The organism is Amycolatopsis sp. TNS106 (assembly GCF_019330265.1).
Lineage (GTDB): Bacteria > Actinomycetota > Actinomycetes > Mycobacteriales > Pseudonocardiaceae > Amycolatopsis > Amycolatopsis lurida.
Genome location: NZ_CP024972.1, coordinates 6,521,239 through 6,547,165, shown reverse-complemented (window position 1 = coordinate 6,547,165; position 25,927 = coordinate 6,521,239). Strand labels below are relative to the sequence as shown.

24 protein-coding genes are annotated in these 25,927 nt (G+C 68.3%); 16 read left to right on the top strand and 8 right to left on the bottom strand.

Annotation, left to right across the window (positions count from 1 at the left end; genetic code table 11):
- Positions 1-12: 12 nt before the first annotated feature.
- The 3 genes from CVV72_RS29960 to CVV72_RS29950 are packed head-to-tail and all read left to right on the top strand — an operon-like array spanning position 13 to position 3,472.
- The gene (locus tag CVV72_RS29960; protein ID WP_219147044.1) at positions 13-1,674 is read left to right on the top strand and encodes a circularly permuted type 2 ATP-grasp protein; all 1,662 of its coding nucleotides are present in this window, start codon (positions 13-15) and stop codon (positions 1,672-1,674) included.
- An 11-nt stretch (positions 1,675-1,685) separates the two neighbouring features.
- Positions 1,686-2,633, top strand: a complete 948-nt coding sequence (locus tag CVV72_RS29955; protein ID WP_125679481.1) for an alpha-E domain-containing protein — start codon at positions 1,686-1,688, stop codon at positions 2,631-2,633.
- On the top strand, positions 2,630-3,472 hold the full coding sequence (locus tag CVV72_RS29950; protein WP_219147043.1) for a transglutaminase family protein: 843 nt from the start codon (positions 2,630-2,632) through the stop codon (positions 3,470-3,472). The genes CVV72_RS29955 and CVV72_RS29950 overlap by 4 nt, the downstream gene beginning before the upstream one ends.
- Here the strand turns inward: CVV72_RS29950 and CVV72_RS29945 are convergent.
- Positions 3,469-4,473 carry an iron chelate uptake ABC transporter family permease subunit gene (locus CVV72_RS29945; RefSeq protein WP_219147042.1) on the bottom strand — a complete coding sequence of 335 codons (1,005 nt, stop codon included), beginning with the start codon at positions 4,471-4,473 and terminating at the stop codon, positions 3,469-3,471. The two genes, CVV72_RS29950 and CVV72_RS29945, sit on opposite strands and share 4 nt — an antisense overlap.
- Positions 4,470-5,453, bottom strand: a complete 984-nt coding sequence (locus tag CVV72_RS29940) for an iron ABC transporter permease (RefSeq protein ID WP_219147041.1) — start codon at positions 5,451-5,453, stop codon at positions 4,470-4,472. The genes CVV72_RS29945 and CVV72_RS29940 overlap by 4 nt, the downstream gene beginning before the upstream one ends.
- A 115-nt stretch (positions 5,454-5,568) precedes the next feature.
- Here CVV72_RS29940 and CVV72_RS29935 point away from each other — a divergent pair, with 115 nt between their 5' ends.
- On the top strand, positions 5,569-6,567 hold the full coding sequence (locus CVV72_RS29935) for an ABC transporter substrate-binding protein (RefSeq protein WP_219147040.1): 999 nt from the start codon (positions 5,569-5,571) through the stop codon (positions 6,565-6,567).
- A gap of 27 nt (positions 6,568-6,594) precedes the next feature.
- Here CVV72_RS29935 and CVV72_RS29930 read toward each other — a convergent pair whose 3' ends face one another.
- Both CVV72_RS29930 and CVV72_RS29925 read right to left on the bottom strand, forming a co-directional pair.
- A complete protein-coding gene (locus CVV72_RS29930) occupies positions 6,595-7,452 on the bottom strand; it encodes an alpha/beta fold hydrolase (RefSeq protein ID WP_219154214.1) in 858 nt (285 codons plus the stop codon).
- Between the two features lie 84 nt (positions 7,453-7,536).
- Positions 7,537-8,949 carry a M20/M25/M40 family metallo-hydrolase gene (locus tag CVV72_RS29925; protein ID WP_219147039.1) on the bottom strand — a complete coding sequence of 471 codons (1,413 nt, stop codon included), beginning with the start codon at positions 8,947-8,949 and terminating at the stop codon, positions 7,537-7,539.
- Between the two features lie 373 nt (positions 8,950-9,322).
- On the opposite strand from CVV72_RS29925, the gene pdhA reads away from it, so the two are divergent.
- The 8 genes from pdhA to CVV72_RS29885 all read left to right on the top strand — a co-directional run bounded on the left by pdhA (position 9,323) and on the right by CVV72_RS29885 (position 18,444).
- A complete protein-coding gene (pdhA, locus tag CVV72_RS29920) occupies positions 9,323-10,528 on the top strand; it encodes a pyruvate dehydrogenase (acetyl-transferring) E1 component subunit alpha (RefSeq protein ID WP_219147038.1) in 1,206 nt (401 codons plus the stop codon).
- Position 10,529: 1 nt separating this feature from the next.
- Entirely contained in the window at positions 10,530-11,522 is a 993-nt protein-coding gene (locus tag CVV72_RS29915) for an alpha-ketoacid dehydrogenase subunit beta (RefSeq protein ID WP_219147036.1), read from the top strand.
- Between the two features lie 16 nt (positions 11,523-11,538).
- Positions 11,539-12,879, top strand: a complete 1,341-nt coding sequence (locus CVV72_RS29910) for a dihydrolipoamide acetyltransferase family protein (protein WP_219147035.1) — start codon at positions 11,539-11,541, stop codon at positions 12,877-12,879.
- Between the two features lie 148 nt (positions 12,880-13,027).
- Positions 13,028-13,597 carry a TetR/AcrR family transcriptional regulator gene (locus CVV72_RS29905; protein ID WP_219154213.1) on the top strand — a complete coding sequence of 190 codons (570 nt, stop codon included), beginning with the start codon at positions 13,028-13,030 and terminating at the stop codon, positions 13,595-13,597.
- A 26-nt stretch (positions 13,598-13,623) separates the two neighbouring features.
- A complete protein-coding gene (locus tag CVV72_RS29900; RefSeq protein WP_219154210.1) occupies positions 13,624-15,567 on the top strand; it encodes an ABC transporter ATP-binding protein in 1,944 nt (647 codons plus the stop codon).
- Between the two features lie 2 nt (positions 15,568-15,569).
- The gene (locus CVV72_RS29895; RefSeq protein WP_219147034.1) at positions 15,570-16,070 is read left to right on the top strand and encodes a DNA topology modulation protein FlaR; all 501 of its coding nucleotides are present in this window, start codon (positions 15,570-15,572) and stop codon (positions 16,068-16,070) included.
- Between the two features lie 58 nt (positions 16,071-16,128).
- A complete protein-coding gene (locus CVV72_RS29890) occupies positions 16,129-16,611 on the top strand; it encodes an FxsA family protein (protein WP_034314171.1) in 483 nt (160 codons plus the stop codon).
- Between the two features lie 90 nt (positions 16,612-16,701).
- Positions 16,702-18,444, top strand: coding sequence for an ATP-binding protein (locus CVV72_RS29885; RefSeq protein WP_219147033.1), 1,743 nt, complete (start codon positions 16,702-16,704; stop codon positions 18,442-18,444).
- Here CVV72_RS29885 and CVV72_RS29880 read toward each other — a convergent pair.
- Positions 18,441-19,088, bottom strand: a complete 648-nt coding sequence (locus CVV72_RS29880) for an SCP2 sterol-binding domain-containing protein (RefSeq protein ID WP_370641826.1) — start codon at positions 19,086-19,088, stop codon at positions 18,441-18,443. The two genes, CVV72_RS29885 and CVV72_RS29880, sit on opposite strands and share 4 nt — an antisense overlap.
- 29 nt (positions 19,089-19,117) lie before the next feature.
- On the bottom strand, positions 19,118-19,753 hold the full coding sequence (locus CVV72_RS29875) for an SCP2 sterol-binding domain-containing protein (protein WP_219147032.1): 636 nt from the start codon (positions 19,751-19,753) through the stop codon (positions 19,118-19,120).
- A 127-nt stretch (positions 19,754-19,880) separates the two neighbouring features.
- Here CVV72_RS29875 and CVV72_RS29870 point away from each other — a divergent pair, with 127 nt between their 5' ends.
- On the top strand, positions 19,881-20,546 hold the full coding sequence (locus CVV72_RS29870; protein ID WP_007032385.1) for a TetR/AcrR family transcriptional regulator: 666 nt from the start codon (positions 19,881-19,883) through the stop codon (positions 20,544-20,546).
- Here the strand turns inward: CVV72_RS29870 and CVV72_RS29865 are convergent.
- Positions 20,529-21,374 carry a MaoC/PaaZ C-terminal domain-containing protein gene (locus tag CVV72_RS29865; protein WP_219147031.1) on the bottom strand — a complete coding sequence of 282 codons (846 nt, stop codon included), beginning with the start codon at positions 21,372-21,374 and terminating at the stop codon, positions 20,529-20,531. The genes CVV72_RS29870 and CVV72_RS29865 overlap by 18 nt on opposite strands.
- A gap of 2 nt (positions 21,375-21,376) precedes the next feature.
- Positions 21,377-22,711 (bottom strand): 3-oxoacyl-ACP reductase, encoded by a 1,335-nt coding sequence (locus CVV72_RS29860; protein WP_219147030.1) that lies wholly within the window; start codon positions 22,709-22,711, stop codon positions 21,377-21,379.
- Positions 22,712-22,803: 92 nt separating this feature from the next.
- Between CVV72_RS29860 and CVV72_RS29855 the strand changes: the two genes are divergently transcribed.
- The 3 genes from CVV72_RS29855 (at position 22,804) to CVV72_RS29845 (ending at position 25,917) form a co-directional block, all read left to right on the top strand.
- On the top strand, positions 22,804-24,093 hold the full coding sequence (locus CVV72_RS29855; RefSeq protein WP_192747204.1) for an acetyl-CoA C-acetyltransferase: 1,290 nt from the start codon (positions 22,804-22,806) through the stop codon (positions 24,091-24,093).
- 70 nt (positions 24,094-24,163) lie between these two features.
- Positions 24,164-25,117, top strand: coding sequence for an ATP-binding cassette domain-containing protein (locus CVV72_RS29850; RefSeq protein ID WP_219147029.1), 954 nt, complete (start codon positions 24,164-24,166; stop codon positions 25,115-25,117).
- Entirely contained in the window at positions 25,114-25,917 is an 804-nt protein-coding gene (locus CVV72_RS29845) for an ABC transporter permease (protein ID WP_125779924.1), read from the top strand. The genes CVV72_RS29850 and CVV72_RS29845 overlap by 4 nt, the downstream gene beginning before the upstream one ends.
- Positions 25,918-25,927 lie beyond the last annotated feature (10 nt).

Here is a 25,927-nt window from a genome sequence, read left to right as displayed (position 1 = left end):
GGGTGAGCGAGTATGGCGACCATGAACAACAACTCGGCGCCGCGGCTCCCACCTGCGGGCCGCCGCCCTCGGACGACGACGTCGGCGCGACGCGCGGCGAAACCCGGGGCGCAGTTCGACGGCTATCTCTCGCCGTCCCGGCCGCACTCGGGCGCGTACGACGAGATGTTCATGGCCGACGGCACGGTCCGCCAGCCGTACCGGGCGCTGTACGAATCGATCTCCGCGCTGACGTCGGCCGACCTCTCGTCCCGGTCGGCGGCGATCGACCGGGCCATGGTGGACCAGGGCATCACGTTCTCGCTGTCCGGCCAGGAGCGTCCGTTCCCGCTCGACCTGGTGCCGCGCGTGATCACCTCCGCCGAATGGAGCAAACTCGAACGCGGTGTGGCGCAACGGGTTCGCGCGCTCGAAGCGTTCCTCGCCGATGTGTACGGCGACCGGCAGATCCTGCGCGACGGCGTGCTCCCGCGGCGGCTGATCACCTCGTGTGAGCATTTCCAGCGCGAGGCGTTCGGGATCAACCCGCCCAACGGCGTCCGCATCCATGTGTCCGGTGTGGACCTGGTGCGGGACGAGGAGGGCACCTTCCGGGTGCTGGAGGACAACCTCCGCAACCCGTCCGGCGTGTCGTACGTGATGGAGAACCGCCGCACGATGGCGCGCGTGTTCCCGGACCTGTTCGCCCAGCACCGGGTCCGCCCGGTCGGCGATTACGCCTCGCATCTGCTGCGCGCGCTGCGGGCGGCGGCCGCGGCGAACGTCGCCGACCCGATGGTCGTCGTGCTCACACCCGGCGTGCACAACTCCGCCTACTTCGAGCATTCGCTGCTGGCCCGGCTGATGGGGGTCGAACTGGTCGAAGGCCGCGACATGTTCTGCCGTGACAACGTCGTCTACCTGCGCACCACCGAGGGCGAACGGCAGGTCGACGTCATCTACCGGCGGATCGACGACGAGTTCCTCGATCCGGTGCACTACCGGCCGGATTCCGTGCTCGGCGTGGCCGGGGTCCTGAACGCGGCGCGCGCGGGCAACGTGGTGATCGCCAACGCGGTCGGCAACGGCGTCGGCGACGACAAGCTCGTCTACACCTACGTGCCCGAGATGGTGAAGTACTACCTCAACGAAAAGCCTCTGCTGCCCAACGTGGACACCTTCCGGTGCTGGCTGCCGGACGAGTTCGACCACGTCATGCAGCACATGGACGAGCTGGTGATCAAACCGGTCGAAGGTTCGGGCGGCTATGGCATCGTGTTCGGCCCGGAGGCGACGCCTGCCGAGCTGACCGCGCTCAAACGCAAGGTCCGGGCGCACAAACGCGGCTGGATCGCGCAGCCGGTGGTCCAGCTGTCCACCGTTCCGTCCAAAGTGGACGACAGGCTGGCGCCTCGGCACGTCGACCTCCGCCCGTTCGCGGTCAACGACGGCAAGGAGATCTTCGTGCTGCCGGGCGGGCTGACCAGGGTCGCGCTCCCGGAGGGCAGCCTGGTGGTCAACTCGTCGCAGGGCGGCGGCTCGAAGGACACCTGGGTACTGGCGACGCGGTCCTCGACCGCGGAACGGGAACTGGAACGGCCCGCGCTCGGTGCGCTGTCCCAAGTGGACGGTCTGGTCGCCGAGCAGGGCCCCGAGCTGACCACCACCCAGCAACAGCAGCAGCAACAGGCATAAGGGAGGTTGATGTGCTCGCCCGCAACGCGGAATCGCTGTACTGGATCGGCCGGTACGTCGAACGCGCCGATGACACCTCCCGGATCCTCAACGTCTCCGTGCACCAGCTGCTCGAAGACGCGAGCGTCGACCCGGACCACGCGAGCCGCCAACTGCTCGCCGTCCTCGGCATCTCACCGGAGGGCATGGACACGCTCGACGTGTGGAAGCTGACCGAACTGGTCGCCTACGCCAAGGACAATCCCGCGTCGATCGTCGGTTCGATCAACTCCGCCCGGGAGAACACGCGCGGCGCCCGCGAGGTCGTTTCGACCGAGCTGTGGGAATGCCTGAACGCGACGTGGAACGCGGTGCCGGACAGGCAGCGGTACGCGCGCCGCGCCGGCCCGCACGCCTTCCTGTCCTTTGTGGAGGAACGGGCGGCGATGTTCGCCGGGCTCGCGGATTCCACGATGAGCCGCGACGACGGCTGGCTGTTCATGGTGCTCGGCAGGTCGGTCGAACGTGCGGACATGGTGGTGCGGCTGCTGCTCTCGCGGGTCCAGGACAGCGCGTCGTCACCCGGCTGGATCACGGTGCTCCGTTCGGCTGGCGCGCAGGACACCTACCTGCGGACCTATCGCGGCGCGCTCGACGCCGGCCGCGTCGTGCAGTTCCTGTTGCGGGACACGCTCTTCCCGCGTTCGGTGTTCCACGCGCTGCGGCAGGCCGAGGAATGCCTGGAGCGGCTGGACCCCGGCGTCAATTCGAGGGCCAACGAGAAGTCCGAGGCGCTGCGGCAGCTGGGCCGCGCGCGCAGCGAGCTGGAGTTCCTGCGGCCGTCGGACCTGCTGGAGGACCTGCCGAAGCGGCTCGGCGCCCTGCAGACTTCGATCAAGGACATCGGCGACGCGGTTTCGGTGCAGTACTTCCATTCGTCGCCTTGGGTGGCCTGGAGCGGTGCGGAGGTTTCGCTGTGACCTGGCAGCTTCGGGTGGCCCACCGGACCGGATACCGGTACGCGACGCCGGCCACGCAGTCGTACAACGAGGCGCGGCTGACCCCGCGCTCCGACCGGCGGCAGACCACGGTCGTGAACCGGGTCGAGACGACGCCCGCGACCCGCGCCTACCGGTACACGGACTACTGGGGCACCGTCGTGACGTCGTTCGACCTTCACGCGCCGCACACTGAGTTCACCGTGCTCGCGACGTCGGTGGTCGAGACCGCCGACGAAGGCGAGCCGGTCCGCTCGGCGACGTGGAGGGACCTGCGGAGCGACACCGTCGTCGACCACCGCACCGAGTACCTGACGCCGACGCCGTACACGCCCCGCGACCCGGAGCTGACGAAGGTCGCGCGCGAACTGCGGAAGGGGCTCGAGCCGGCGGAGGCCGTGCTCGCGGTCTGCGAATGGGTCAACAAGCAGCTCAAGTACCAGCCGGGGACGACCGGCGTGCACAGCACGGCGACCGACGCGTGGCGTGCGCGCGAAGGGGTCTGCCAGGACTTCGCGCATGTCACGCTGGTGATGCTGCGCGCGATCGGCGTCCCGGCGCGGTACGTCTCCGGGTACCTGCACACGAAACCGGAGGCGAAGCTCGGCGAGACGGTCGAAGGCGAAAGCCACGCCTGGGTCGACGTCTGGACCGGCGGCTGGTGGGCCTACGACCCGACGAACGCGATCCCGGTCGGACCGCGGCACGTCTGGGTCGCCTATGGCCGCGACTACGCCGACGTGCCTCCGCTCAAGGGCATCTTCACCGGTGGCGGCCAGTCCACTTTGGACGTCTCGGTGCAGCTGACCCGGCTGACCTAGACGCGCCGCCGGAGCAACAGCCAGAGCAGGTACGCGCCGCCGAGGGCCGCCGCGACGACGCCCGCTGGCAGCAGCGAGAACTCCAGCAGACGCTGGCCGAGGTAGTCCGCCGCGACGACCAGCGTCGCCCCGACGAAGGCCGACGCCGCCAGATTGGGCCCCGGCAGACGCGTCATCCGGCGCGCCAGCTGAGGCGCCGCGAGCGCGATGAACGGGAGCGGCCCGGTCGCCGCGGTGGCGGCGGCGACCAGCGCGACCGCGACCAGCACCAGGGTCAGCCGTACCCGGTGGACGTCGACGCCGATACCGGTGGCGGTGTCGTCGCCCATCTCCAGCATGCGCAGCGCGCGGCCGTGCGCGAACACGATCGGGACGAACACCGCCATCGCGACCGCGAGCGGCACGAAGTAGCTCCAGTCTCGGCCGGAGAGGTCGCCGACCAGCCAGCCGACAGCCTGCGCGGCGGCTTCGAGGTTCGCCTTCACCAGCAGGTACGAGTTCACCCCGACCAGCACCGCGCTGACGGCGATCCCGAGCAGCACCAGCCGCGAACTCAGCAGGCCGTGCGGTGCGCACAACGCCATCACGACCAGCGCGGTCAGCAGGCCGCCTCCCAGCGCACCGAACGAGACGAGGCCGGGGCCGGAGCCGAAGAGCAGCAGGGTCACGATGCCGCCGGTCGCCGAACCGGTGGTGAAGCCGATGATGTCCGGGCTGCCGAGCGGATTACGGGTGATCGTCTGGAAGATCGCCCCGGCCAGCGCGAGTGCGGCGCCGACGAGGATCGCGACCAGCACGCGCGGAAGCCGTCCCATGACGACCAGGTACTGCGCCTTCGTCCCTTGGCCTGCCAGGGTCGCGAGCACTTCACGGGGGCTCATCTCGTAGTCGCCCGTGCCGACCGAAAGCACGACGAGCGCCAGGACCACCAAGGTCAGCGCGGCGATGACGATCAGCGATCGTCTGTCCAAACAGGACTCACGACGCACGAGCGAGGTCATCGGCGCACCGCCTTGAGCCGGCGCGCCACGATCACGAACGCGATCCCGCCGACGACGTCGGTCATCACGCCGACCTGGATCTCCCCTGGCGAACCGAGCAGACGGCCGAGGACGTCGCAGCCGAGCAGCAGTACCGGTCCGAGCAGCGCCGACAGCGACATCACCCAGCGCTCGTCCTGGCCGATCAGCGTCCGGACGACGTGCGGGATCATCAGGCCGACGAAGGCGATCGGCCCGCAGGCCGCGGTCGCCGACGCCGAAAGCAACCCGACGGCGACCATCCCGGCGGCGCGGACGAGCGCCGGATTCGCGCCGAGACCGCGGGCCGTGTCCTCACCCAGCGCCAGCGCGTTCAGCGCCCGGGCCAGCACGATCGCGATGACCACACCCGCGACGAAGAACGGCAGCAGCACGGTCAACTGGTCGGCGTTCCGGTTGACCAGCGAGCCGACCAGCCAGAACCGCATGGCCTGCAGGTTGTGCGTATCGACCATCTGCATGCCCTGGTTGATGCCGACGAACACCGCCTGGACGGCGACGCCGGCCAGGACCAGCCGCAGCGGGCTCGTGGCGCCGCGCGTCCCGCCGATCACCGAGACCAGCGCGGTTCCCGCGAGCGCCCCCGCGAAGGCGAACCAGACGTACTCGCCGGGCGAAGTCACCGAGAACACCGCGGAGCCGAGGACGATCGCGACGGCGGCGCCGTGGTTGATGCCGAGCAGACCGGGTTCCGCGACCGGGTTGCGGGTGATCGCCTGCATGAGCGAGCCCGCCAGCGCGAGCGCCATCCCGACCAGGACGCCGAGCACCGTGCGAGGGAGGCGATCGTCGCGGACGACGACGTCGGTGTAGCTGCCGTCGTAGGCGAAGAGCGCGTGCAGGACTTCGCCGAGGGACAGGCGGTTCGAGCCGAAGCCGATCGACAGCAGGATGACCGCGGCGAGCGCTGCGAGCGACCCCGTCAGGACCAGCGTTCGCACGGAAACGCTGGTCCTCGGTGATCTGACGCGCTCCGTGACCTGGACCATGGCGTTCACGATAAGGGAAGGCTAGCCTAACGCCGAACTTCGGTCCCTCGGTGAAAGAAGATCCTCCATGCACCTCTCTCGACGCGGCTTCCTCGCCGGCACCGCGGCGCTCGGCGCGACCGGCCTCCTGACCGCCTGCGGCTACCAGGAAGAGGCCCCCACGCAGGGAGCGGGCGCGACCTGGTCGTTCACCGACGACCGCGGCCGCAAGCTCGAAGGCGAGCGGCCGACCCGGATCGTCGCGCAGGTGACCGCCGCGGCGGCGCTGTGGGACCTCGGCGTGAAGTCGATCGGGATCTTCGGCCCGTCGAAGTTCGCCGACGGCAAACCGGATCCGCAGGCTGGCGGCGTCGACCTGAACGCGGTGACCTCGCTCGGGAACGTCTACAACGAGTTCAACTTCGACAAGTTCGTCTCGCTGAACCCGCAGTTGCTGGTCAGCGTGATGTACCTGAAGGACCAGATGTGGTACATCCCGGACACGCAGACGGAGAAGATCGACAAGGCCGCGCCCAGTGTCGGCGTCCGGCTGCAGGGGCTCGCGATGCCGGAGGGGATCGCGAAGTTCATCGCGCTGGCGAAGGCGCTCGGGGCCGACACGGAAACTCCGGCGATCCAGGCCGCGAAGGCCGAGTACGAGAAGGCCGACGCCGCGCTCGGTGACGCGATCAAGAAGGCCTCCGGGCTGAAGGTCCTCCTGATCTCCGCGCAGAAGGACACCGTCTACATCGCGAATCCGCCGTCGTTCGCGACCTCTAGGCACTATCAGAACAAGGGGATGAACTTCGTCCTCCCCGAGGCGCCGGACGCGAGCCAGGGCGGTTACTACCAGCAGATCAGCTGGGAGAACATCGGCAAGTACACCGCCGACGTGATCATGTACGACAACCGCGGGGGGTCGCTCTCGCTCGGCCCGGACGGGCTCGGCGGCGTGCCGACCTGGGCCCAGCTGCCCGCGGTGAAGGCCGGGAAGCTGATCCCCTGGAACAACGAGACTCCGTTCTCGTACCAGCGCTTCACGCCGCAGCTGACGGAACTGACCGCGGCGCTGAACAAGTTCGCCTAGGTCAGGAGCGAAGGCGGCGGTACCCGCTCAGCCCAGGAACTCCCGCAGCGCGGCCGCGAGGTCGGCCGGGTTCTCCTCGGCCACGTGGTGCCCGGACTCGATCGCGAAACCGCGGACGTCGTCGGCCCATTCGCGCCACACCGCGATCGGGTCGCCGTACAGCTCGGCCATGTCGTCGCGGCTGGACCACAGCATGAGCATCGGGCAACCGACCTTCCGCCCGGCCGCCTTGTCGGCGTCGTCGGCTTCGCGGTCGGGCCCGAGGCCGGCGCGGTAGTCCTCCAGCATCGCGTGGACCGTCTCGGGATCGTGGATCGCGCGCAGGAAGTCGGCGTGGTTCTCCGCGCCCATCGCCTCGGGATCGCCGCCGTACCAGGCGTCCGGGTCCGCGTTGATCACGCGCTCGGCGGGTTTCGCGAGCTGGCCGAAGAAGAACCAGTGCCACCATTCCCGCGCGAACTTGGCGTCCGCGCGGGTGAGCGCTTCACCGATCGGGACGCCGTCGAGGACGACCAGCTTGGTGACCGCTTCGGGGTGGTCCATGGCCAGCCGGTGCGCCACGTAGCTGCCGCGATCGTGCCCGACCACGGCGAACCGTTCGTGGCCGAGATGCCGCATGAGCGCGACGACATGCCTGGCCATGGCGCGTTTCGAGTGCGCGGAGTGGTCTTCGGTGGTCTCGGGTTTCGAGGACTGGCCATAGCCGGGGAGATCCGGGCAGACGACGGTGAACGCGTCCGCGAGCCTTGGCGCGACGTCGTACCAGGTGGTGTGGGTGCGGGGATGTCCGTGCAGAAGCACGACGGGTGCGCCCGATCCGCCGTGGCGGACCCTGAAGGTCACTTCGCCGGTGTCGACGTTCGCAAGCTCGAAACCCTCGAACATGATCCTCCCGTACACGCCATGAACGGTCCGTTACTTGCGAATTTTGCAAGTACCGGACCGTTCATCGCAGCGTGAGCGGGGAAATCAGCTCCGGGCGTGCGCGTCCAGGATGTGCGCGACCGCCTCGGTGACCCGCTGCGCGAAATCGATGTTCAGCCACTCGTCCGGCACGTGGATGTTCGAGTCCGGCCCGCAGGCGCCGGTGACCACGAACTGCGCGTCCGGGTACTTCTCGCCGAGCAGCCCCATGAACGGGATCGACCCGCCCATGCCGAAGCTCTTGTGCGGCGCACCGAAGACCTCGCCGCTCACGTGGTGCAGGACGTCGTCGAGCCACGGCGCGGTGTCCGGCGCGTTCCAGCCGTTCTCGGCCTGGAAATCGCCGAGTTCGACCGAAGCGTCGTACGGCACGTCGGTGGTGAGGACGCGGCGGACCGCCTCCATCGCGGCCTTCGCGTCGGCCGTCGGCGGAAGGCGGAAGCTCAGGGTGAGCGTGGTGCTGTCGCGCAGCACGTTGCCCGCGTCGGCCGGGAGCGGGAAGCCCTCCGCGCCGATCACCGACAGCGTCGGCCGCCACGAGTTGTTGAGCAGCAGTTCCAGGTCGTCGTCGGACACCGTGCGGCCGACCACCGGGAAGAGCGTCTTCGCCGCGCCGGGCGCGATCTCGACGACACCGCGAGCGTCCTCGACGCGGTTCTCCGGAATGTCGACGCTCAGCTCGGCGAGCTTGATCTCGCCGGTCTCGGCGTTCTCGATCCGGTCGAGCAGGACACGCAGGACGCGGAACGAGCTCGCCACGATGCCGCTGGCCATACCGGAGTGCTGCGCGGACTCGAGCACCTTCACGGTGACGTTGACGTGCAGCATGCCGCGCAGGCTGGTGGTCAGCCAGAGCCGCTGGTAGTCGGTGCCACCGGCGTCGAGGCAGACGACCAGCGAGACCTCGCCGAGCTTCTCCTTCAGGTGCTCGACGTAGGCGGGCAGGTCCGGGCTGCCGGACTCCTCGCCGGTCTCCAGCAGCACGACCGCGCGGGAATGCTCACCGCCGGCGGCGCGCACGGCCTCGATCGCCGTCGTCGCCGCGTAGCCGGAGTAGCCGTCGTCGACCGCGCCGCGGCCGTACAGCCGCCCGTCGCGGATCACCGGCGTCCACGGGTCGAGCCCCTCGGACCAGCCGCCGACCGGGGGCTGCTTGTCGAGGTGCCCGTACATGAGCACGGTGCCCTTTTCGGCCGCTTCGGACGTCGCCGGGATGTCGACGACCAGCAGCGGGCTGCGGCCTTCGAGCTCCACGACCTCGAGCGTCGCGCCGGGGATCCCCCGTGCGGCGATCCAGGAGCGGACGTGCTCGACGGCGGCGGCCAGATGCCCGGTCTTCGCCCACTCGGAGTCGAACGCCGGCGACAAGGCGGGGATCGCCACCAGGCCGGACAGGCTGGGAAGGACGTCGTTCGTCCAGTTCGAAACCACGGTTTCGCGTACGGATTTGTGCTCCACGTCCGCCATCCTGCCACGGGTCGCGGAGGGTGTGATGGATCACAGCGGCGGGCACGGATCGTCATCGATCAAGCCGGACAGGACACCCGTCCGGACGAGTCGTCCGCTGGTCGGCCCGCGGGTGAATCCCCTACTTTCGGCGGCCCCACACTCGGGCTTCCTAGCATTTTCCCTGATCAGGCACCCTTTCTCAGCAACAAATCAGCATCCGCCACTGACCAAAACGGCATCCGGCATGCCAGGATGTCCGCACGAACCGTCAACGCCGACGGTGACCCAGCGCTTCAGATCCGACGCGCTGGTCCCCGCCGGCGCAGTCACTGTGGCCGCCACAAGTGGCCGCCAGAGGCGCCGACATCAAGGAGAGCAGCGCATGCCGTCCGAACACTGGACGCACCCGGAGCCTGGAGATGGTCCCGCCGCCGTAGCGGCGCAGCCTTCCCCTGAACAGGTGATCGCCGGTTTGCGAGCAACGAGCGAAGGTGGCGCTGAGCTGACTCAGCTGCTCACCCCCGAAGGCGAACGGATCTCTTCGCCGCAATTCGACCGCTACGTCGACGACATCGACGCCGAAGCCCTCAAAGGCCTGTACCGCGACATGGTCCTGGTCCGCCGCGCGGACCGCGAGGCCAACGCGATGCAGCGCCAGGGCCAGCTCGGCATCTGGGTGCCGCTGCTCGGGCAGGAAGCCGCGCAGATCGGCTCCGGCCGCGCGCTGCGGAAGGGGGACATGGCGTTCCCCAGCTACCGCGAACACGGTGTCGCGTACACCCGCGGCGTCGACCTCAAAGAGGTGCTCGGCATCTTCCGCTGCACCGACCACAGCGGCTGGGACTACAAGGCCCACGGTTTCCACCCGTACACCATCGTGATCGGCAACCAGGTGCTCAACGCCGCCGGCTACGCGATGGGCCAGAAGTTCGAGGGCAAGGTCGGCGACGACGACAGCGAAGCGACCATCTGTTACTTCGGTGACGGGGCGACTTCGCAGGGCGACGTGCACGAAGGCTTCGTCTGGGCCGCTGTCTACGACGCGCCGCTCGTGTTCTTCTGCCAGAACAACCAGTGGGCGATCTCGGAGCCGACCGAACGCCAGTCGCGCCTGCCGCTGTACCAGCGCGCCCGCGGCTACGGCTTCCCCGGCATCCGCGTGGACGGCAACGACGTCCTCGCCTGCCTCGCGGTCTCCCGCTGGGCACTGGAGGAGTGCCGCCACGGCAACGGCCCCGTGCTGATCGAGGCGTTCACCTACCGGATGGACGCGCACACCACCACCGACGACCCCACCCGCTACCGGCTCTCCGACGAGCTGGAGGAGTGGAAGCTGAAGGACCCGATCGAGCGCGTCCGGGCGTACCTCGCCCGCGGTGGCGGCGCCGACCAGGCGTTCTTCGACCAGGTGCAGGCCGATTCGGACGCGTTCGCGGCCGAGCTGCGCGAGTACTGCTTCAACATGCCCGAACCGCCACCCGAGCGGATCTTCTCCAACGTGTACGCGGAATCCACGCCGCTGCTGGACGCGCAGCGCGAAGAGTTCCTGTCCTACATGGACGGTTTCGTCGGGGCGGAGGGACACTGAAATGAGCGACCTCCAGAAACTCACCATCGGCAAGGCGATCAACCTCGGCCTCCGGCGCGCCATGGAAGAGGACCCGAAGGTCCTGATCATGGGTGAAGACGTCGGCAAGCTCGGCGGCGTCTTCCGCATCACCGACGGCCTGCAGAAGGACTTCGGCGAGCAGCGCGTCCTGGACACGCCGCTCGCGGAGTCCGGCATCATCGGCACCGCGGTCGGCCTCGCCGTCCGCGGTTTCCGCCCGGTATGCGAAATCCAGTTCGAAGGCTTCATCTTCCCTGGCTTCGACCAGATCTCCAGCCAGGTCGCGAAGCTGCACTACCGGACGCAGGGCAAGATCAAGATGCCCATCGTGATCCGGGTGCCGTTCGGTGGCGGCATCGGCGCGGTCGAGCACCACTCGGAGTCGCCGGAATCGCTGTTCGCGCACATCCCCGGCCTGAAGGTCGTGTCGGTTTCGAACGCCGTCGACGCCTACTGGGGTATCCAGCAGGCGATCAAGTCCGACGACCCGATCCTGTTCTTCGAGCCGAAGAAGCTGTACCACTCGGGCGCGATGAAGTCCGAGGTGGACACGGAGGGCACGCCGGACGAGCTGTTCAAGTCCCGCGTCGTCCGTGAGGGCACGACGGCCACGGTCGTCGCGTACGGCCCTTCGGTGAAGGTCGCGCTCGACGCCGCGGCCGCCGCCGAGGACGAGGGCAAGTCCCTGGAAGTCATCGACCTGCGGACGCTGTCCCCGCTCGACCTGGAGCCGGTGTTCGAGTCGGTGCGCAAGACCGGGCGGCTCATCGCGCTGAGCGAGGCGCCGTCGGAATCGTCGCTGACCTCGGAGATCGCCGCGCGCGTGCAGCAGGAATGCTTCTACTCGCTGGAAGCCCCCGTGCTGCGGGTGACCGGATTCGACACGCCGTACCCGCCCGCCAAGCTCGAGGAGCACTACCTCCCCGACCTGGACCGGGTGCTGCACACCGTCGACCGTTCGCTCGCCTGGTAAGGGGGAAATCGCTGAAATGCCCGAGTACAAACAATTCCCCCTCGCCGACACGGCCGAGGGGCTGACCGAGGCCGACATCATCGCCTGGCAGGTCAAGCCGGGTGACAAGGTCACGGTGAACCAGATCGTCGTCGAGGTCGAGACCGCGAAGGCCGCCGTCGAACTGCCCATCCCGTGGGCGGGCGTGGTCACCGAACTGCTCGTCGAACCGGGCCAGACGGTGGAGGTCGGCGCGCCGATCCTCACCATCGACGTCGACCCGGACGGCAAGGCGGCGCCCTCACCCACCGCCGCGCCCGTGGCGGAGGAGCCCGCGGAAGAGGAGATGAAGCCGCTGGTCGGCTACGGCTCCAAGGCCGTGGTCACGCAGCGGCGTGCGCGCAAGGGCGCGGCTCCTGCCGCTCCTGCCGCTCCTGCTCCGGCGGCACCTGCGGCGCCTGCTGTGGCTGCGGTGTCCTCAAAGCCGAAGGGCGGGTACGTGCCACTGGCGAAGCCGCCGGTGCGCAAACTCGCCAAGGACCTCGGCGTCGATCTGCACGCGCTCACCGGCACCGCCGAGGGCGGCGTCATCACCCGTGACGACGTGCAGGCGGCCGCCAACGGTTCCGCCGCTCCGGCCGCCGCTGTGTCCAGTGTGGACAGTGGCTACGACCCCGCGACGCGGGAACGCCGGGTGCCGATCAAGGGCGTCCGCAAGGCCACCGCCGCCGCGATGGTGCAGAGCGCCTACACCGCCCCGCACGTCACGGAATTCCTCACCATCGACGTCACGCCGATGATGGAGTTCCGGGAGAAGCTCAAGAAGTCTCGCGAGTTCGCCGGGGTCAAGGTCACCCCGCTGACCTTCGCGGCGAAGGCCGTGTGCCTGGCGGCCAAGCGCACTCCGGACGTCAACGCGGTGTGGGACGAGGCGGCGCAGGAGATCGTCTACAAGGACTACGTGCACCTCGGGATCGCCGCGGCCACGCCGCGCGGGCTCGTCGTGCCCAAGGTCCGTGACGCGGATTCGATGTCCCTCAAGGAACTCGCGATCGCGCTCACCGAGCTGACCGACGTCGCCCGCGAGGGCAAGACCACCCCGGCGGCCATGCTCGGCGGCACGATCACCATCACCAACGTCGGCGTCTTCGGCGTCGACACCGGGACGCCGATCATCAACCCCGGCGAGTCCGCGATCCTGTGCCTCGGCGCGATCAAGGACACCCCGTGGGTGGTCGACGGCGAGATCAAGGTGCGCAAGGTGCTCCAGCTGTCGCTGAGCTTCGACCACCGCGTGGTCGACGGGCAGCAGGGTTCGGAGTTCCTGGCCGACGTCGGCGCGCTGCTGGCCGACCCCGCGGTCGCGATCACCTACTGACGTTTCGCGCGTGAAGGCCCCCTTCCCTCGGCTCAGCCGAGGGAAGGGGGCCTTCACGCGCTTCAGCCTTAATCGCTTGACGGAGTGAGCGCTCACTCCGCAGACTGGAGACATGACAGAAACCGCCGCCCGGCGTAGAGCGCCGGGGATGAGTGCCGACGAGCGGCGCCGGATGATCGTCCGGTCCGTGCTGCCCTTGCTGGTGGAACACGGCGCCGGTGTCACGTCGAGCCAGATCGCGCGCGCCGCGGGCATCGGCGAGGGCACGGTCTTCCGCGTGTTCAAGGACAAGGACGAACTGTTCGCCACCTGCTTCGCCGAAGCGCTGAAACCCGACCAGGTACTCGACGCGATCGCGGTCATCGACCTCGACCAGCCCCTCGACGACAGACTCGTCGAGGCGGCCGACGCGCTCAGCGCACACCTTCAGCGCATGGGCGCGCTCATGGCGGTCATGCACGGCTCCGGCAAGCGGCCGGAACATCGCCACGGCGACCGCAGGGACCGGGGGAAGGAGTCGATGAGTGCCATGCGCGACGCCATGGCCGAGCTGTTCAAGCCGGAGAAGGACCGGCTCCGCCTGCCGCCGGCGCAGTCCGCGGCGCTTTTCCTGTCGTTGCTGTTCAGCGGCCGGATCCGGTTCGGCGAAACCGGCGACGAACCCACCACGATGGAACTCGTCGACGTGTTCCTCAACGGCGCCTTGGCGGCCGCGTGATCGGCCCGCCCGGCGGGGGAGGCGGCCTGGAACTGTTCATGGCGCGCGGCGGTAGGCGACGCCGTCCGCCGTCGACGGTGCCCGACAGCGGCCTGACCGGCCCGGTCGACATCCCGGAGCCCGAACCCGAAGCCCTCCCGAAAGACCTGAAGTCCCGGCTCAACCGCATGTGGGTCAACGTCGCGGGCACGGTCCGCGGCCTGCCGAAGGTCGCGAAGCTGACCTGGCAGGCAAGCCCGGTGCTGACCATCGTGATCACGCTGGTGACGCTGCTTTCCGGCCTCCTCCCGACGGCGACCGCGTACGTCGCGAAGCTGCTGATCGATTCGGTGGTCGCGGCGATCCAGGGGCACGGGACGAAGAGCGCGATCGTCGGTGTCGCCCTCTTCCAGTTCGGCATCCTCGTACTCACCGCGATTTCGCAGGCGCTGACCACCTACGGTCAATCCCTGCTGCAGGAACGGATGACGCTGACCATCCGCCACCAGGTGATGGACCACGCGAGCGAACTGCACCTTTCGTACTTCGAGGGTTCCGCGTCCTACGACATGCTGCGCCAAGCCGCGCAGGAGGCGCCGACGCGGCCGCTGTCGATGATGAACTCGGCACTGGGCCTGATCCGGACGTTGATCACCTTCGGCAGCATGATCGCATTGCTCGTCTCGATCAGCCCGCTGCTGGCGCTCGTCGCGCTCGTGGCACCGATCCCCGCGTTCATCTCCCAATCGAAGTACGGCGCCCGCGCGTTCTGGCTGACGGTGATGATGTCCCCGCTGAAACGGCGGATGGACTATCTGTCCTCTTTGGTCACCACGGACACGTACGCCAAGGAGACCAAGCTGTTCGGGCTCGGCCCGTACTTCGTCGACCGGTTCCAGCGGCTCGGCCAGGTCTTCTACGACCGGCAGCGCACACTGACCCGCAAGCGCAGCGTCAGCTCGACGTCGTGGGGCCTGCTCAGCACCGCCGCGGGCTCCGCGATCGCGCTGTACATCGCACTGGAGGCCGTCGGCGGCAGGCTCACCCTCGGCGATCTCGCGCTGTACACGGCCGCCGCGGCATCGGTGCAGACGTCCGTCCAAGGGTTGTTCACCGCGTTTTCCGGGATGTACGAGAACAATCTCTACCTCGACACGCTGTATCGCTTCCTCGGGACGAAACCGGAGATCGTCGCGCCACCGGAGCCGCGCCTCCTTCCGTCCACTGTGGAGGGACACATCCGGTTCGAAGAAGTGTCCTTCACCTATCCCGGGGCGGCCGACCCCGCTCTCGACGGCGTGAGCTTCGAGATCCGGCCGGGCGAGACGGTCGCCGTCGTGGGCCGCAACGGCGCCGGAAAGTCGACACTGTTCAAACTGCTGTGCCGGCTGTACGACCCGACGGGCGGGCGGATCCTGCTCGACGACGTCGACATCCGCGAGTACGACCCGGTGGAACTGCGGCGGCGGATCAGCGCGATGTTCCAGGACTACGTGACGTATCAGGGCACCGCGGCCGAGAACATCGGGCTCGGCGACCTGACGCATCTCGTCGACCGGGAGCGGATCGAGACGTCGGCGAAACGGGCCGGTGCCGACGAGCGGATCGAGCGCCTGCCCAGCGGCTACGACACCCCGCTCGGCCGCTGGTTCGACCAGGGCGTCAGCCTGTCCGGTGGCGAATGGCAGAAGATCGCGCTGTCCAGGGCGTTCCTGCGGGAAGCGCCGATCCTGATCCTCGACGAACCGACGTCCGCACTGGACGCGCAGGCCGAGCACGACCTCTTCTCGAGGTTGCGTGAGCTTTCGGAGGGGCGCACGACGCTGTACATCTCGCACCGGTTCTCCACCGTCCGGCAGGCGGAGCGGATTCTGTTGCTGGAGCGCGGAAAGGTCGCCGAATACGGGACACACGACGAGCTGATGGCGGCGAAGGCGGGCTATGCCGAGCTGTTCACGTTGCAGGCCGCCGCTTATCTCGACGAGGCCTGACGATGCGGCGGATCATGGTCGTCGGGTGCGGCGGCGCCGGGAAGTCGACGTTCGCGCGACGGCTCGGCGCCGCACTCGGCCTGCCGGTCACCCATCTCGACCGGCTCTACTGGCGGCCGGGGTGGACACCGGCGCCGGACGCCGAGTTCCACGCCGCGCAGCAGGAGATCATCGCGTCCGATTCCTGGGTGATCGACGGGAACTACGGAGCGTCGATGCATCTCCGGCTCCCGCGCGCGGACACGATCGTCTTCCTCGACCTCCCGCGCCGCATCTGCCTCCGGCGGGTGCTGGTGCGGAGCTTGCGCGAGTACGGGCAGGACAAGCAGGCGCCCGGCTGCCCCGAAAGGCTGGACCTGGAGTTCTACTCCTACGTCTGGCGCTGGCCGAAGCACCACCGGGAGCGGACGGTGCGGCGGCTGGCGGAACAGGGAGCGCACGCTCGGCGGATCGTGCTGACCAGGCCGCGTGACGCGGAGGAGTTCCTGCGCCGGATCGGTTGACCCAGGTCACCGTATCGGGGGTTGGGAGCAAAACGGGCAAGCCGTACGTTGTCCCAGTATGGCTGTCGCGTTCCTGCTCTATGTCGTCGCCGAGATCGCCGCCGTGTGGGCGGTGGGCTCGGCCGTTGGCGTCCTCGGCACGATCGCGCTGCTCTTCGCCGGCGCATTCGTCGGCTCCTGGCTCGCGCGCCGCGAAGGCGGCCGTGCCTTCCGTGCGTTCGCCGAGTCCGCGCGGCTCGGCCGACCGGCCGACGCGGAGAAGGAACTCACCGACGGGATGCTGATCGGGCTCGGTGGTCTGCTGATCCTGCTGCCCGGTTTCGTCAGCGACGTCATCGGTCTGCTGTTCATCCTGCCGCCGACCCGGAGTGTCGCGCGGAAGGTCTGGCAGAAGCGGATGGCGCGCCGGGCGGTCAAGTTCGCCAACCGCACGCGCGGGCCGGTGATGGTCGTGGACAGCGAGGTCGTCGTGGACACGCCGCCCGCGGAGGCCGCCAAGAAGCAGCCGCCGGTGATTGAGGGCCGCATCATCGAGGGCTGAAGAGCGCCTTTCGGCCCTCACTCGACTTCGCCACTAGCTTCGCCACTACACTGCTAGTGGCGAAGCTAGTGGCGAAGCTAGGACGGCGGCGTGCTCACCGAAGAACTCACCGAGATCATCGCGAATCTGCGTGCGCTCGGTGGTGATCATGCGTTCGTGGAGGCCAAACGCGCCGAGACGAAACTTCCCAAGAGTGTCCGCGAGACACTTTCGGCCTTCGCCAATACCAACGGGGGCGTGTTGATCCTCGGCCTCGACGAAACCCGCCGGTTCGAAGCGACCGGCGTCCGGGATCCGGCGAAGCTGGAAGCCGATCTGGCCTCGATGTGTTCCGAGAACCTCGAACCACCCCTCCGGCCGCTGATCGGGACACACCGGTTCGAAGGCGCTGACCTGGTAGTGGCCGAAATCCCCGAACTTCCCCCAGGCAGCAAGCCCGCGTACAACCGCGGCACCGGCATGACGCAGGGAAGCTTCATCAGAGTCGCCGACGGTGATCGGAAACTGAGTCCCTACGAGGTCCAGTTGATGGTGGCGAACCGAGGCCAACCGCGAGACGACGAGCAACCCGTCCCAGGCACGACGGTCGCGAACCTCGACGGAGCACTGACCGAGACCTTCCTGAGCCGCCTCCGCCGTCACCGCGGACGGGCCTTCGCGAACCTCGACGACGCCTCGGCATTGCGTCGCGCGAAAATTCTCGTCGGAGACGAGTTGTCGTTGGCCGGGCTCCTGTCGTTGGGCGAGTATCCGCAGGAGTTCTTCCCTCAGCTCATGCTGACCTTCGTCCACTATCCGACCCGGTCGGGCCCGGACGCCCGAAGCGGTACGAGGTTCATCGACAACGTCGCGGCCGAAGGGCCGATTCCGGCGATCGTCGACGAAGCCCTTGTCGCCCTCCGGCGCAACATGAAGCGCCGATCGACGATTCGCGGCGCGGGGCGAGCCGAGACTTGGGAATACCCCGAAACCGCTTTACGCGAAGCCGTGGTCAACGCCCTGGTCCATCGCGACTACTCCGGCCCATCGCAGGGAACTCAGGTGCAGGTCGAGATGTATCCCGACCGGCTCGTCATCCGCAATCCCGGCGGCCTCTACGGATCGGTTCGCGAAGAGAACCTCGGGGTGGAGGGCACGTCCTCAGCGCGGAACGCGACCTTGCTGAAGATCCTGGAAGACACCCCGCTGCCCGGCTCGGATCGCCCGATCTGCGAAAACCGCGGCTCTGGAATACCGGCGATGCTCGCGGCCATGAGGGACGCCAAGCTCAGTCCACCGCGGTTCGCCGATGACATCTCCACTTTCTCGGCCACCTTCCCCAATCACACGCTGATGGGAGACGGCGCCGTCCAGTGGATCGCGTCGCTTCGTGAACACGGCTTGACCGACAGCCAGTGCCACGGCCTCGCGATGTTGTTCCACGGCGAGACGCTCAACAATCAGGCTTACCGGAACGCGAACGACCTCGACTCTCGTGTCGCCACCGAAGAGCTCGGCGATCTGGTCGCCCGCGGGTTGCTCGTCCCGACCGGCGGAAGGCGGTACGCGCACTACACGCTCGCCGACGATGTCGTTCCAGTGGCCGCCGACGGCCCGGAGCGGGAGCAACGTCGCGCCGATCGCCGTGAGGAGATCCTTTCGGCACTCGACGAAAGGGAAGCAAGTCGCGCCGATCTGGTCGCGGAGACCGGTCTTCCCGATCGGACGGTATCCCGCTGGATCGGTGTTCTCCTCCGCCAAGGATTGATCGAGGCGACAGAGAAGAATCTGCGTAGCCCCAACGTCCGTTATCGCCGCACGACTCAGCGAACCCTCGACGAGACCGGCCGTTAACTCCCGCTCGGCTTCGGGATGTCGAAATACCCGCTGAACCGCACCGCCGGCGCGTACTCGCCCTTGACCTTCACCTTGCCCGTCACGAACATCGCCGCCACCGCCGCGTTGCCGGTGGCCATCCGGATGAAGTCGTCGACGGACAGCGTGATGGTGGTGTCCGGAGTACGCGCGAGATCGGTACTGGAAACGCAGACGCCGTCTTCGATGACCGTTTGAAAACGATCGAAACCGTCTTCTCCGTCACCGTCGGTGAAACGCCACGCGACGACGAAGTCGACATGCCGCGCGCGTTCGGGAACGAAATGGTCCGACATTCTGCGGAAAATCTCGTCGAGGAAAGCCGAACGCAGTTCCGGATGATCGGCGATGGCCTTGAGCTGCTCCCGCGACGCGCGTTGCACGACGTCGACGAGCACCTCGGTCTCCAGTGAGCTCAGCTCGATGCCCGCACCGGTTTCGCCCAGCATGTGCAGGGTTTCCAGCACCTGGGTGAACTGCTCGGGGCTCAGTTTGGCGAGCTCGAGTTTCTCCGCGAAGGCGTTGACGACGTGCTCGCCACCGGTGCGCGTTTTGTGCGTCCTCGACGGACGGGAAAGGCGTACCTTGTCCCGCCAGCGCCGGTTCGGAGAATTTCGGGGCACGGCACGGAAGTGTATCTGCCCGGCCGGGCTCAAGCCGGTTTCGGCAGGTCGAAGAAACCGATCAGACCGGCCGCGAATGCCAGGTCACCTTTTACTTTGATCTTTCCCGTGACGAATAGCACAGCGGGCGTCGCCTGATGGGTGATGAGCCGGAAGAAATCGACGGGCGCGATCGTGATCGTCACCCTCGGCTTCTCCCTCATGTCGCGACTGACCGTGCACTCGCCGTGCTTGATCACCGTCTCGTAGCGGTCGTACCCGCCGTCGCCGGTGCCGCCGGACAGCCGCCAGTGCACCACCGCGTGCAGTGTCTTCGCGCGGTCCTGCCGGATGTGGGCGCCCATGCGGTCGAAGATCTCGCGCAGCACGCGCTCCCGGAGCGGCCTCTCGGCGACGACGCTCTCGAGTTGCGTACGCGAGGCACGGGCGACGAGGTTCGCGAACCGGACCGGGTCGACCTTCCGGAGGTCGAACGCGGGCGCGGATTCGGCGAGCCGGCCCAGCGCGGTGAGCAGCCGCCGGACGTCGTCCTTGCCGAGGTCCTTCGGGTCGATGGCGCCCGCGACCTCGTTGACGTCGAGAGAGTGCGCTTCGGCCGAATCCGGCTCGATCCGGTCCAGCGCGTCGACCAGCGCGCGGCCGGTCAGCCCCACGATCTCGGTCATCTTCCCTCCAGTTCCGCCTACCCGAGCGTAAGGCTACCCGCGAGTAGGTAAGCGGGCAAGCGTGCCGAAATCACCCTTGCCGGTGGTAGCCCGGTAGCGTCTTACGCGAACTAAGGGGAGGTCCTGAGTGTCCGAGGAAGTACCGCGTCCCGCCGAACGCGCCAAAAGGCTGCCGAGAGCGGTGCGGGAACGCCAGATCCTGGACGCAGCGGTCTCGGTGTTCTCGCGCTACGGCTATCACTCCGCGTCGATGGACGAGATCTCCGAGGTCGCCGGCGTGTCCAAGCCGATGATCTACACCTATCTCGGCTCGAAGGAAGACCTCTTCGGCGCGTGCATCCGCCGCGAAGCCACCCGCCTGCTGGAGGCGGTGCAGGACGGGATCAAACCCGACCTGCCGCCCGACATGCAGCTTTGGCACGGGCTCCGCGCGTTCTACCGGTTCGTCGCCGACTACCGCGAGTCCTGGACGGTGCTGCACCGGCAGGCCATGACCGTCGGCGGCGCCTTCGCCGCGGAGATCACCGACATGCGCACCCGCGCGATCGAGCTGGTCGCCGCCCTGGTCGTCTCCGCCGGCACCCGCAAGGGCCTCGGCGAACAGGCCGAGTTCTCCGGTGCCGGGCTGTCCGCCGCGCTGGTCGGGGCGGCCGAGTCGCTGGCCGATTGGGCCCTCGACCACCCCGACGTCTCCGACGGCGTGCTCGCCTCGTGGCTGATGAACCTGGTGTGGCTCGGGTTCAACGACCTCGTCGAGGGCGAGATCTGGAAGCCGTCAGAGAGCGACGACTGAGCCCTCCAGGTGCGGCTTCGGCTTGCGCGCGTTCCACAGTTCGAAGGCCCAGCCGTCGCCTTCACTCCAGGTGGTGAAAGCGACCTTGGCGGGCAACAGGACCGGCTGCTTGAACTTGACGTCGACGGTGAACGCCTCCGGGAGCCTGCCCTCGAACGCCGCGAGCGCGTGCGCCTTCGTCCACATGCCGTGCGCGATCGCGGACGGGAACCCGAACGCCTTCGCGGTGATCGGGTGCAGGTGGATCGGGTTGCGGTCGCCGGAGACCTCGGCGTAACGGCGGCCGATGTCGCCGGGCACGTGCCAGATCGCGTTGGCCGTCGGCTGGGTGAGCTGACCACGCGAGGTCTTCTCGCCGCTGCCGCCACCGCGGCGCAGGTACGTGCTGACGTCCGTCCACACAGGACTGTCATTGACCAGCAGCTCACTGACGACGTCGAACTGCTTGCCCTTCTCGTGCGGGCGCAGATCCTCGGCGCGCACGCGCAGGGTGAACGACTCGTCGAGCCGCAGCTGCCGGTGCTGGGTGATCCGGTTCGCGACGTGCACCATGCCCAGCAACGGGAACGGGAAGTCGGCCTCGGTCATCAGCGCCATCTGCAACGGGAACGCGAGGATATGCGGATACGTCGCCGGGAGCACGTCGTCCAGCCGGAATCCGCACACCTGGTTGTACGCGGCGAGGTGCGCCGGGTCGACGACGACGCCCTCGCGGACGAACTCGGTGCCCGGCAGCGTGTCCCCGCCGCTCTTGCGCAGCGAGCCGAGCAACGCCTTGGGATACAGCGAAGACAGGCTCGGTGACTCGTGGAGTTCCTTGACGGCCATGCTCACGCCCCCAGCAGTGCCTGGCCGCAGACGCGGACCACGTTGCCGTTGACCGCGGCCGAAGCCGGGTTCGCGTACCAGGCGATGGTCTCGGCGACGTCGACCGGGAGCCCGCCCTGGCCGAGGCTGGACAGCCGCCGCCCGGCCTCACGGATGAACAGCGGGACGGCGGCGGTCATCTTGGTCTCGATGAAACCGGGCGCGACGGCGTTGATCGTGGCGCCGTACTCGGCGAGCTTCGGTGCGCCGTCGTTCACCATGCCGATGACGCCCGCCTTGCTGGTAGCGTAGTTGGTCTGGCCGACGTTGCCCGCGATCCCGGCGATCGAGGAGACGCCGATGATGCGGCCGTTCTCGTGCAGCACCTTGTCGGCGAGGAGCTTCTCGTTCACCGCGAGCTGCGAGGCGAGGTTGACCGCGATGACCGAGTCCCAGCCGCCTTCGGTCATGTTGCCGAGCGTCTTGTCCCGCGTGATACCCGCGTTGTGCACGACGATGTCGACACCGCCGTGGCGCGTGGTCAGGTACTCGGCGAGCTTCTCGGGCGCGTCGGCGGCGGTGATGTCCAGCTGCAGCGACGAGCCGCCGACCTTGTTCGCCACCTTGGACAGGTCCGCGCCCTGCGCGGGGATGTCGAGCGCGACGACGTGGGCGCCGTCTCGGCCGAGCACCTCGGCGATGGCGGCGCCGATACCGCGGGAAGCGCCGGTGACCAGGGCGACCTTGCCGTCGAGGGGCTTCGTCCAGTCGGCCGGGGCGGAGGCGGTCTTGGTCTCGGTGCCGACGCGGATGACCTGGGCGTCGACGAAGGCGGACTTCGCCGACAGCAGGAACCGGAGCGTGGACTCAGTGGCCTCTTCGGCACCTTCGGCGACGTACACGAGCTGGGCGGTCGCGCCGCGCTTCAACTCCTTACCGACGGAACGGACGAAGCCTTCGAGAGCGCGCTGCGCGATCCGCTCGTGTCCCTCGGCCAGCTCCGGCGGGGTCCCGAGGACGACGACGCGGCCCGACGGCCCGACGCTCCGGATCACCGGGTGGAAGAAGTTGTAAACCTCGCGAAGCTGCTTCGGGTCCTTCACGCCTGTCGCGTCGAAGACGAGCGCGGCGTGCTTGTCGGCCGCCGTCGAGAGGACCTCGACACCCGCGCGGTGCAACTGGGCCTCGATCACCTTTTCGAGGCGGCCGCCCGGCGCGGCGCCCAGAAGTGCGGCACCCTCGAGAGCGGGCTGACCGGGCTTGTACCGGCGGAGCGTGGCGGGATTCGGCAGGCCGAGCTTCGGCACCACGAACTTCCCCACCGGGGATTTCGTGAACTGCTGGTACCTGTCAGCCATTACATGCCTCCCGTGCAGTTTGCGTCACGTCGCAGTCTAACCTACTCGCTAGTAGGTTACAGTGTGAGAGAGCCTACGGAGGAGTGGAAAAAATGGCCACGAAAAGGACGGCACCCGTGCGCAAGGTCGCGATCATCGGCGGCAACCGGATCCCCTTCGCCCGCTCGAACGGTCCGTACGCGAAAGCGTCGAACCAGGACATGTTCACGGCCGCCCTCGACGGCCTGGTCAGCCGCTTCTCCCTGCAGGACGAGGTGATCGGCGAGGTCGCCGCCGGCGCCGTGCTCAAGCACGCCCGCGACTTCAACCTCGCCCGCGAAAGCGTCCTCGGCAGCAGGCTGAACCCCGCCACCCCGGCGTCCGACGTGCAGATGGCCTGCGGCACCGGCCTCCAGGCGATCATCAACGTCGCCAACAAGATCGCCCTCGGCCAGATCGACTCGGCCATCGCGGGCGGCGTCGACACCACGTCCGACGCGCCGCTGGCGGTCAACGACGACCTGCGTCAGATCCTCGTGCAGCTCAACGCCGCGAAGACGCTGCCAGAGCGGTTGAAGCTCGCCGCGAAGCTGCGCCCCGGCCACATCGTCCCCGAGATCCCGCGCAACTCCGAGCCGCGCACCGGCCTGTCCATGGGCGAGCACGCCGCGCTGACCGCGAAGGTCTGGGAGATCACGCGCGAGGCGCAGGACGAACTCGCCGCCACCAGCCACCAGCGCCTCGGCGCCGCGTACGACAAGGGTTTCTTCGACGATCTGGTGACGCCGTACCTGAAGCTGGCGCGTGACCAGAACCTGCGGCCGGACTCGAGCGTCGAGAAGCTCGCGAAGCTGAAGCCCGCCTTCGGTGGCCCCGAGGGCACGATGACCGCGGGCAACTCCACGCCGCTGTCCGACGGCGCGTCGACGGTCCTGCTCGCGACCGAGCAGTGGGCCAAGGCGCGGAAGCTGCCGGTGCTGGCGTACCTGACGTTCTCGCAGACCGCGGCCGTCGACTACGTCCACGGCGACGAGGGCCTGCTGATGGCGCCCGCGTACGCCGTCCCGCAGATGCTCACGCGTGCCGGGCTCACCTTGCAGGACTTCGACTTCTACGAGATCCACGAGGCTTTCGCGTCGCAGGTGCTGGCCACCCTCAAGGCGTGGGAGGACCCGCAGTTCGCGAAGTCGAAACTGGGCCTCGACGAGCCGCTCGGCTCCATCGATCGGGCGAAGCTGAACGTCAACGGTTCTTCGCTGGCGGCCGGGCATCCGTTCGCCGCGACCGGTGGCCGTATCGTCGCCACCCTCGCGAAGCTGTTGAACGAGAAGGGGTCCGGCCGCGGGCTCATCTCGATCTGCGCCGCGGGCGGCCAGGGCGTCACGGCGATCCTCGAGAAGTAATCCGTTCGCCTGGAGCGGATCGGGGAAAAACCCCGGTGCCTTTGTCGGTGCCGGGGTCTAGGTTGACCGCATGTTCGCAGTTCAGGCGAAAGCGCTGGTCAAAACCTACGGGTCCACACGCGCGCTCGACGGGGTCGACCTGTCGATCCCGACGGGCAAGGTGCTGGGCCTCCTGGGGCCGAACGGTGCCGGGAAGACGACGACGGTCCGCATCCTGACCACGCTGCTCCGCCCCGATTCGGGCGAGGCGGAGGTGGCCGGGCACGACGTACTGGCCCACCCCGACGCCGTCCGGCGGTCGATCGGGCTCTCCGGGCAGTACGCCGCCGTGGACGAGAACCTCACCGGGTTCGAGAACCTGTACATGGTCGGCAGGCTGTACGGGAGCAAGAAGGCCGCGGCGAAGTCCCGGGCGCGTGAGCTGCTCGCCCGGTTCCGGCTGGAGGACGCGGCGGACCGCCCCGCCAAGACCTACTCCGGCGGGATGCGGCGACGGCTCGACCTCGCGGGCGCGCTGGTCGCCGAGCCGACCGTGGTGATCCTCGACGAACCGACCACCGGGCTCGACCCGCGCGGCCGGATCGACACCTGGGAGGTCATCAAGGAACTCGTCGCCGACGGCACCACGGTGCTGCTGACCACGCAGTACCTGGAGGAGGCCGATCAGCTGGCCGACTCGATCGTGGTGATCGACAAGGGGAAGGTCATCGCGCGCGGCACCGCCGACGAGCTCAAGCAGGAGATCGGCGGCGAGCGGCTCGAACTGGTCGTGGCGAACACGAGTGACCTCGCGATCACCACGCAGGTGCTGACCGAGGTCGGCTCGGGCACGCCGTCGGTCGACGAGCACACCCGGAAGGTCGACGTCCTGGTCGAGGGCGGGCCGAAGGCGTTGATCGAGGCACTGCGGCGGCTGGACGGCCACGGCGTCGCCATTCAGGACGTCGCGCTGCACCGGCCGACGCTCGACGACGTGTTCCTTTCGCTGACGGGGCACGCCACGGACGAGGGGGAAAAGAAGTGAGCGCGGTCGCGAAGGCCTTTTCCGACGGTGGCGTGATCACCTGGCGGAACCTGAAGAACGTCCAGCGCAACCCGGACTGGCTGATGGCCGCCACCCTGCAGCCGATCATGTTCGTGCTGCTGTTCGCGTACGTCTTCGGCGACGCGATCGGCGGGGAAGCGGGAGGGCTCGCGTACCGGGAGTTCCTGATCGCGGGCATCTTCGCGCAGACGGTCGCGTTCAACTCGGCCTTCACCGTGATCGGCTTCGCGAACGACCTGCAGAAGGGCATCATCGACAGGTTCCGTTCGCTGCCGATCTCCCGCCTCGCGGTGATCTTCGGCCGGACGACGTCGGACCTGGTGATCAGCGTGGTCGCGCTGGTCGTCATGTCGCTGTGCGGGCTGCTCGTCGGCTGGCGGATCCGCGGCAGCTTCCTCGACGCGGTACTCGGCTACCTCGTGATGCTGATGTTCGCCTGGGCGCTGTCCTGGGTCGGTGCGTGGATCGGGCTCGTCGCGCGCAGCGTCGAGGTCGCGCAGAGCGCCGGGCTGATGTGGATGTTCCCGCTGAGCTTCATCTCGACGGCGTTCGTCCCGGCGGACAAGCTGCCGGGCGTGCTGAAGGCCATCGCCGACTGGAACCCGTTCACCGCGGTGATCAACTCGGCCCGTGACCTGTTCGGCAACCGTTTCGGCGCGGCCCCGACAGGCTGGCCGGCCGAGAACGCTTCGCTGTACGCGATCCTGTGCTGCGTCGCCATCATCGCGATCTTCGCGCCGCTGGCGACGGCCCAGTACAAGAAGGTCGCGAGCCGCTGAGAATTTTTCC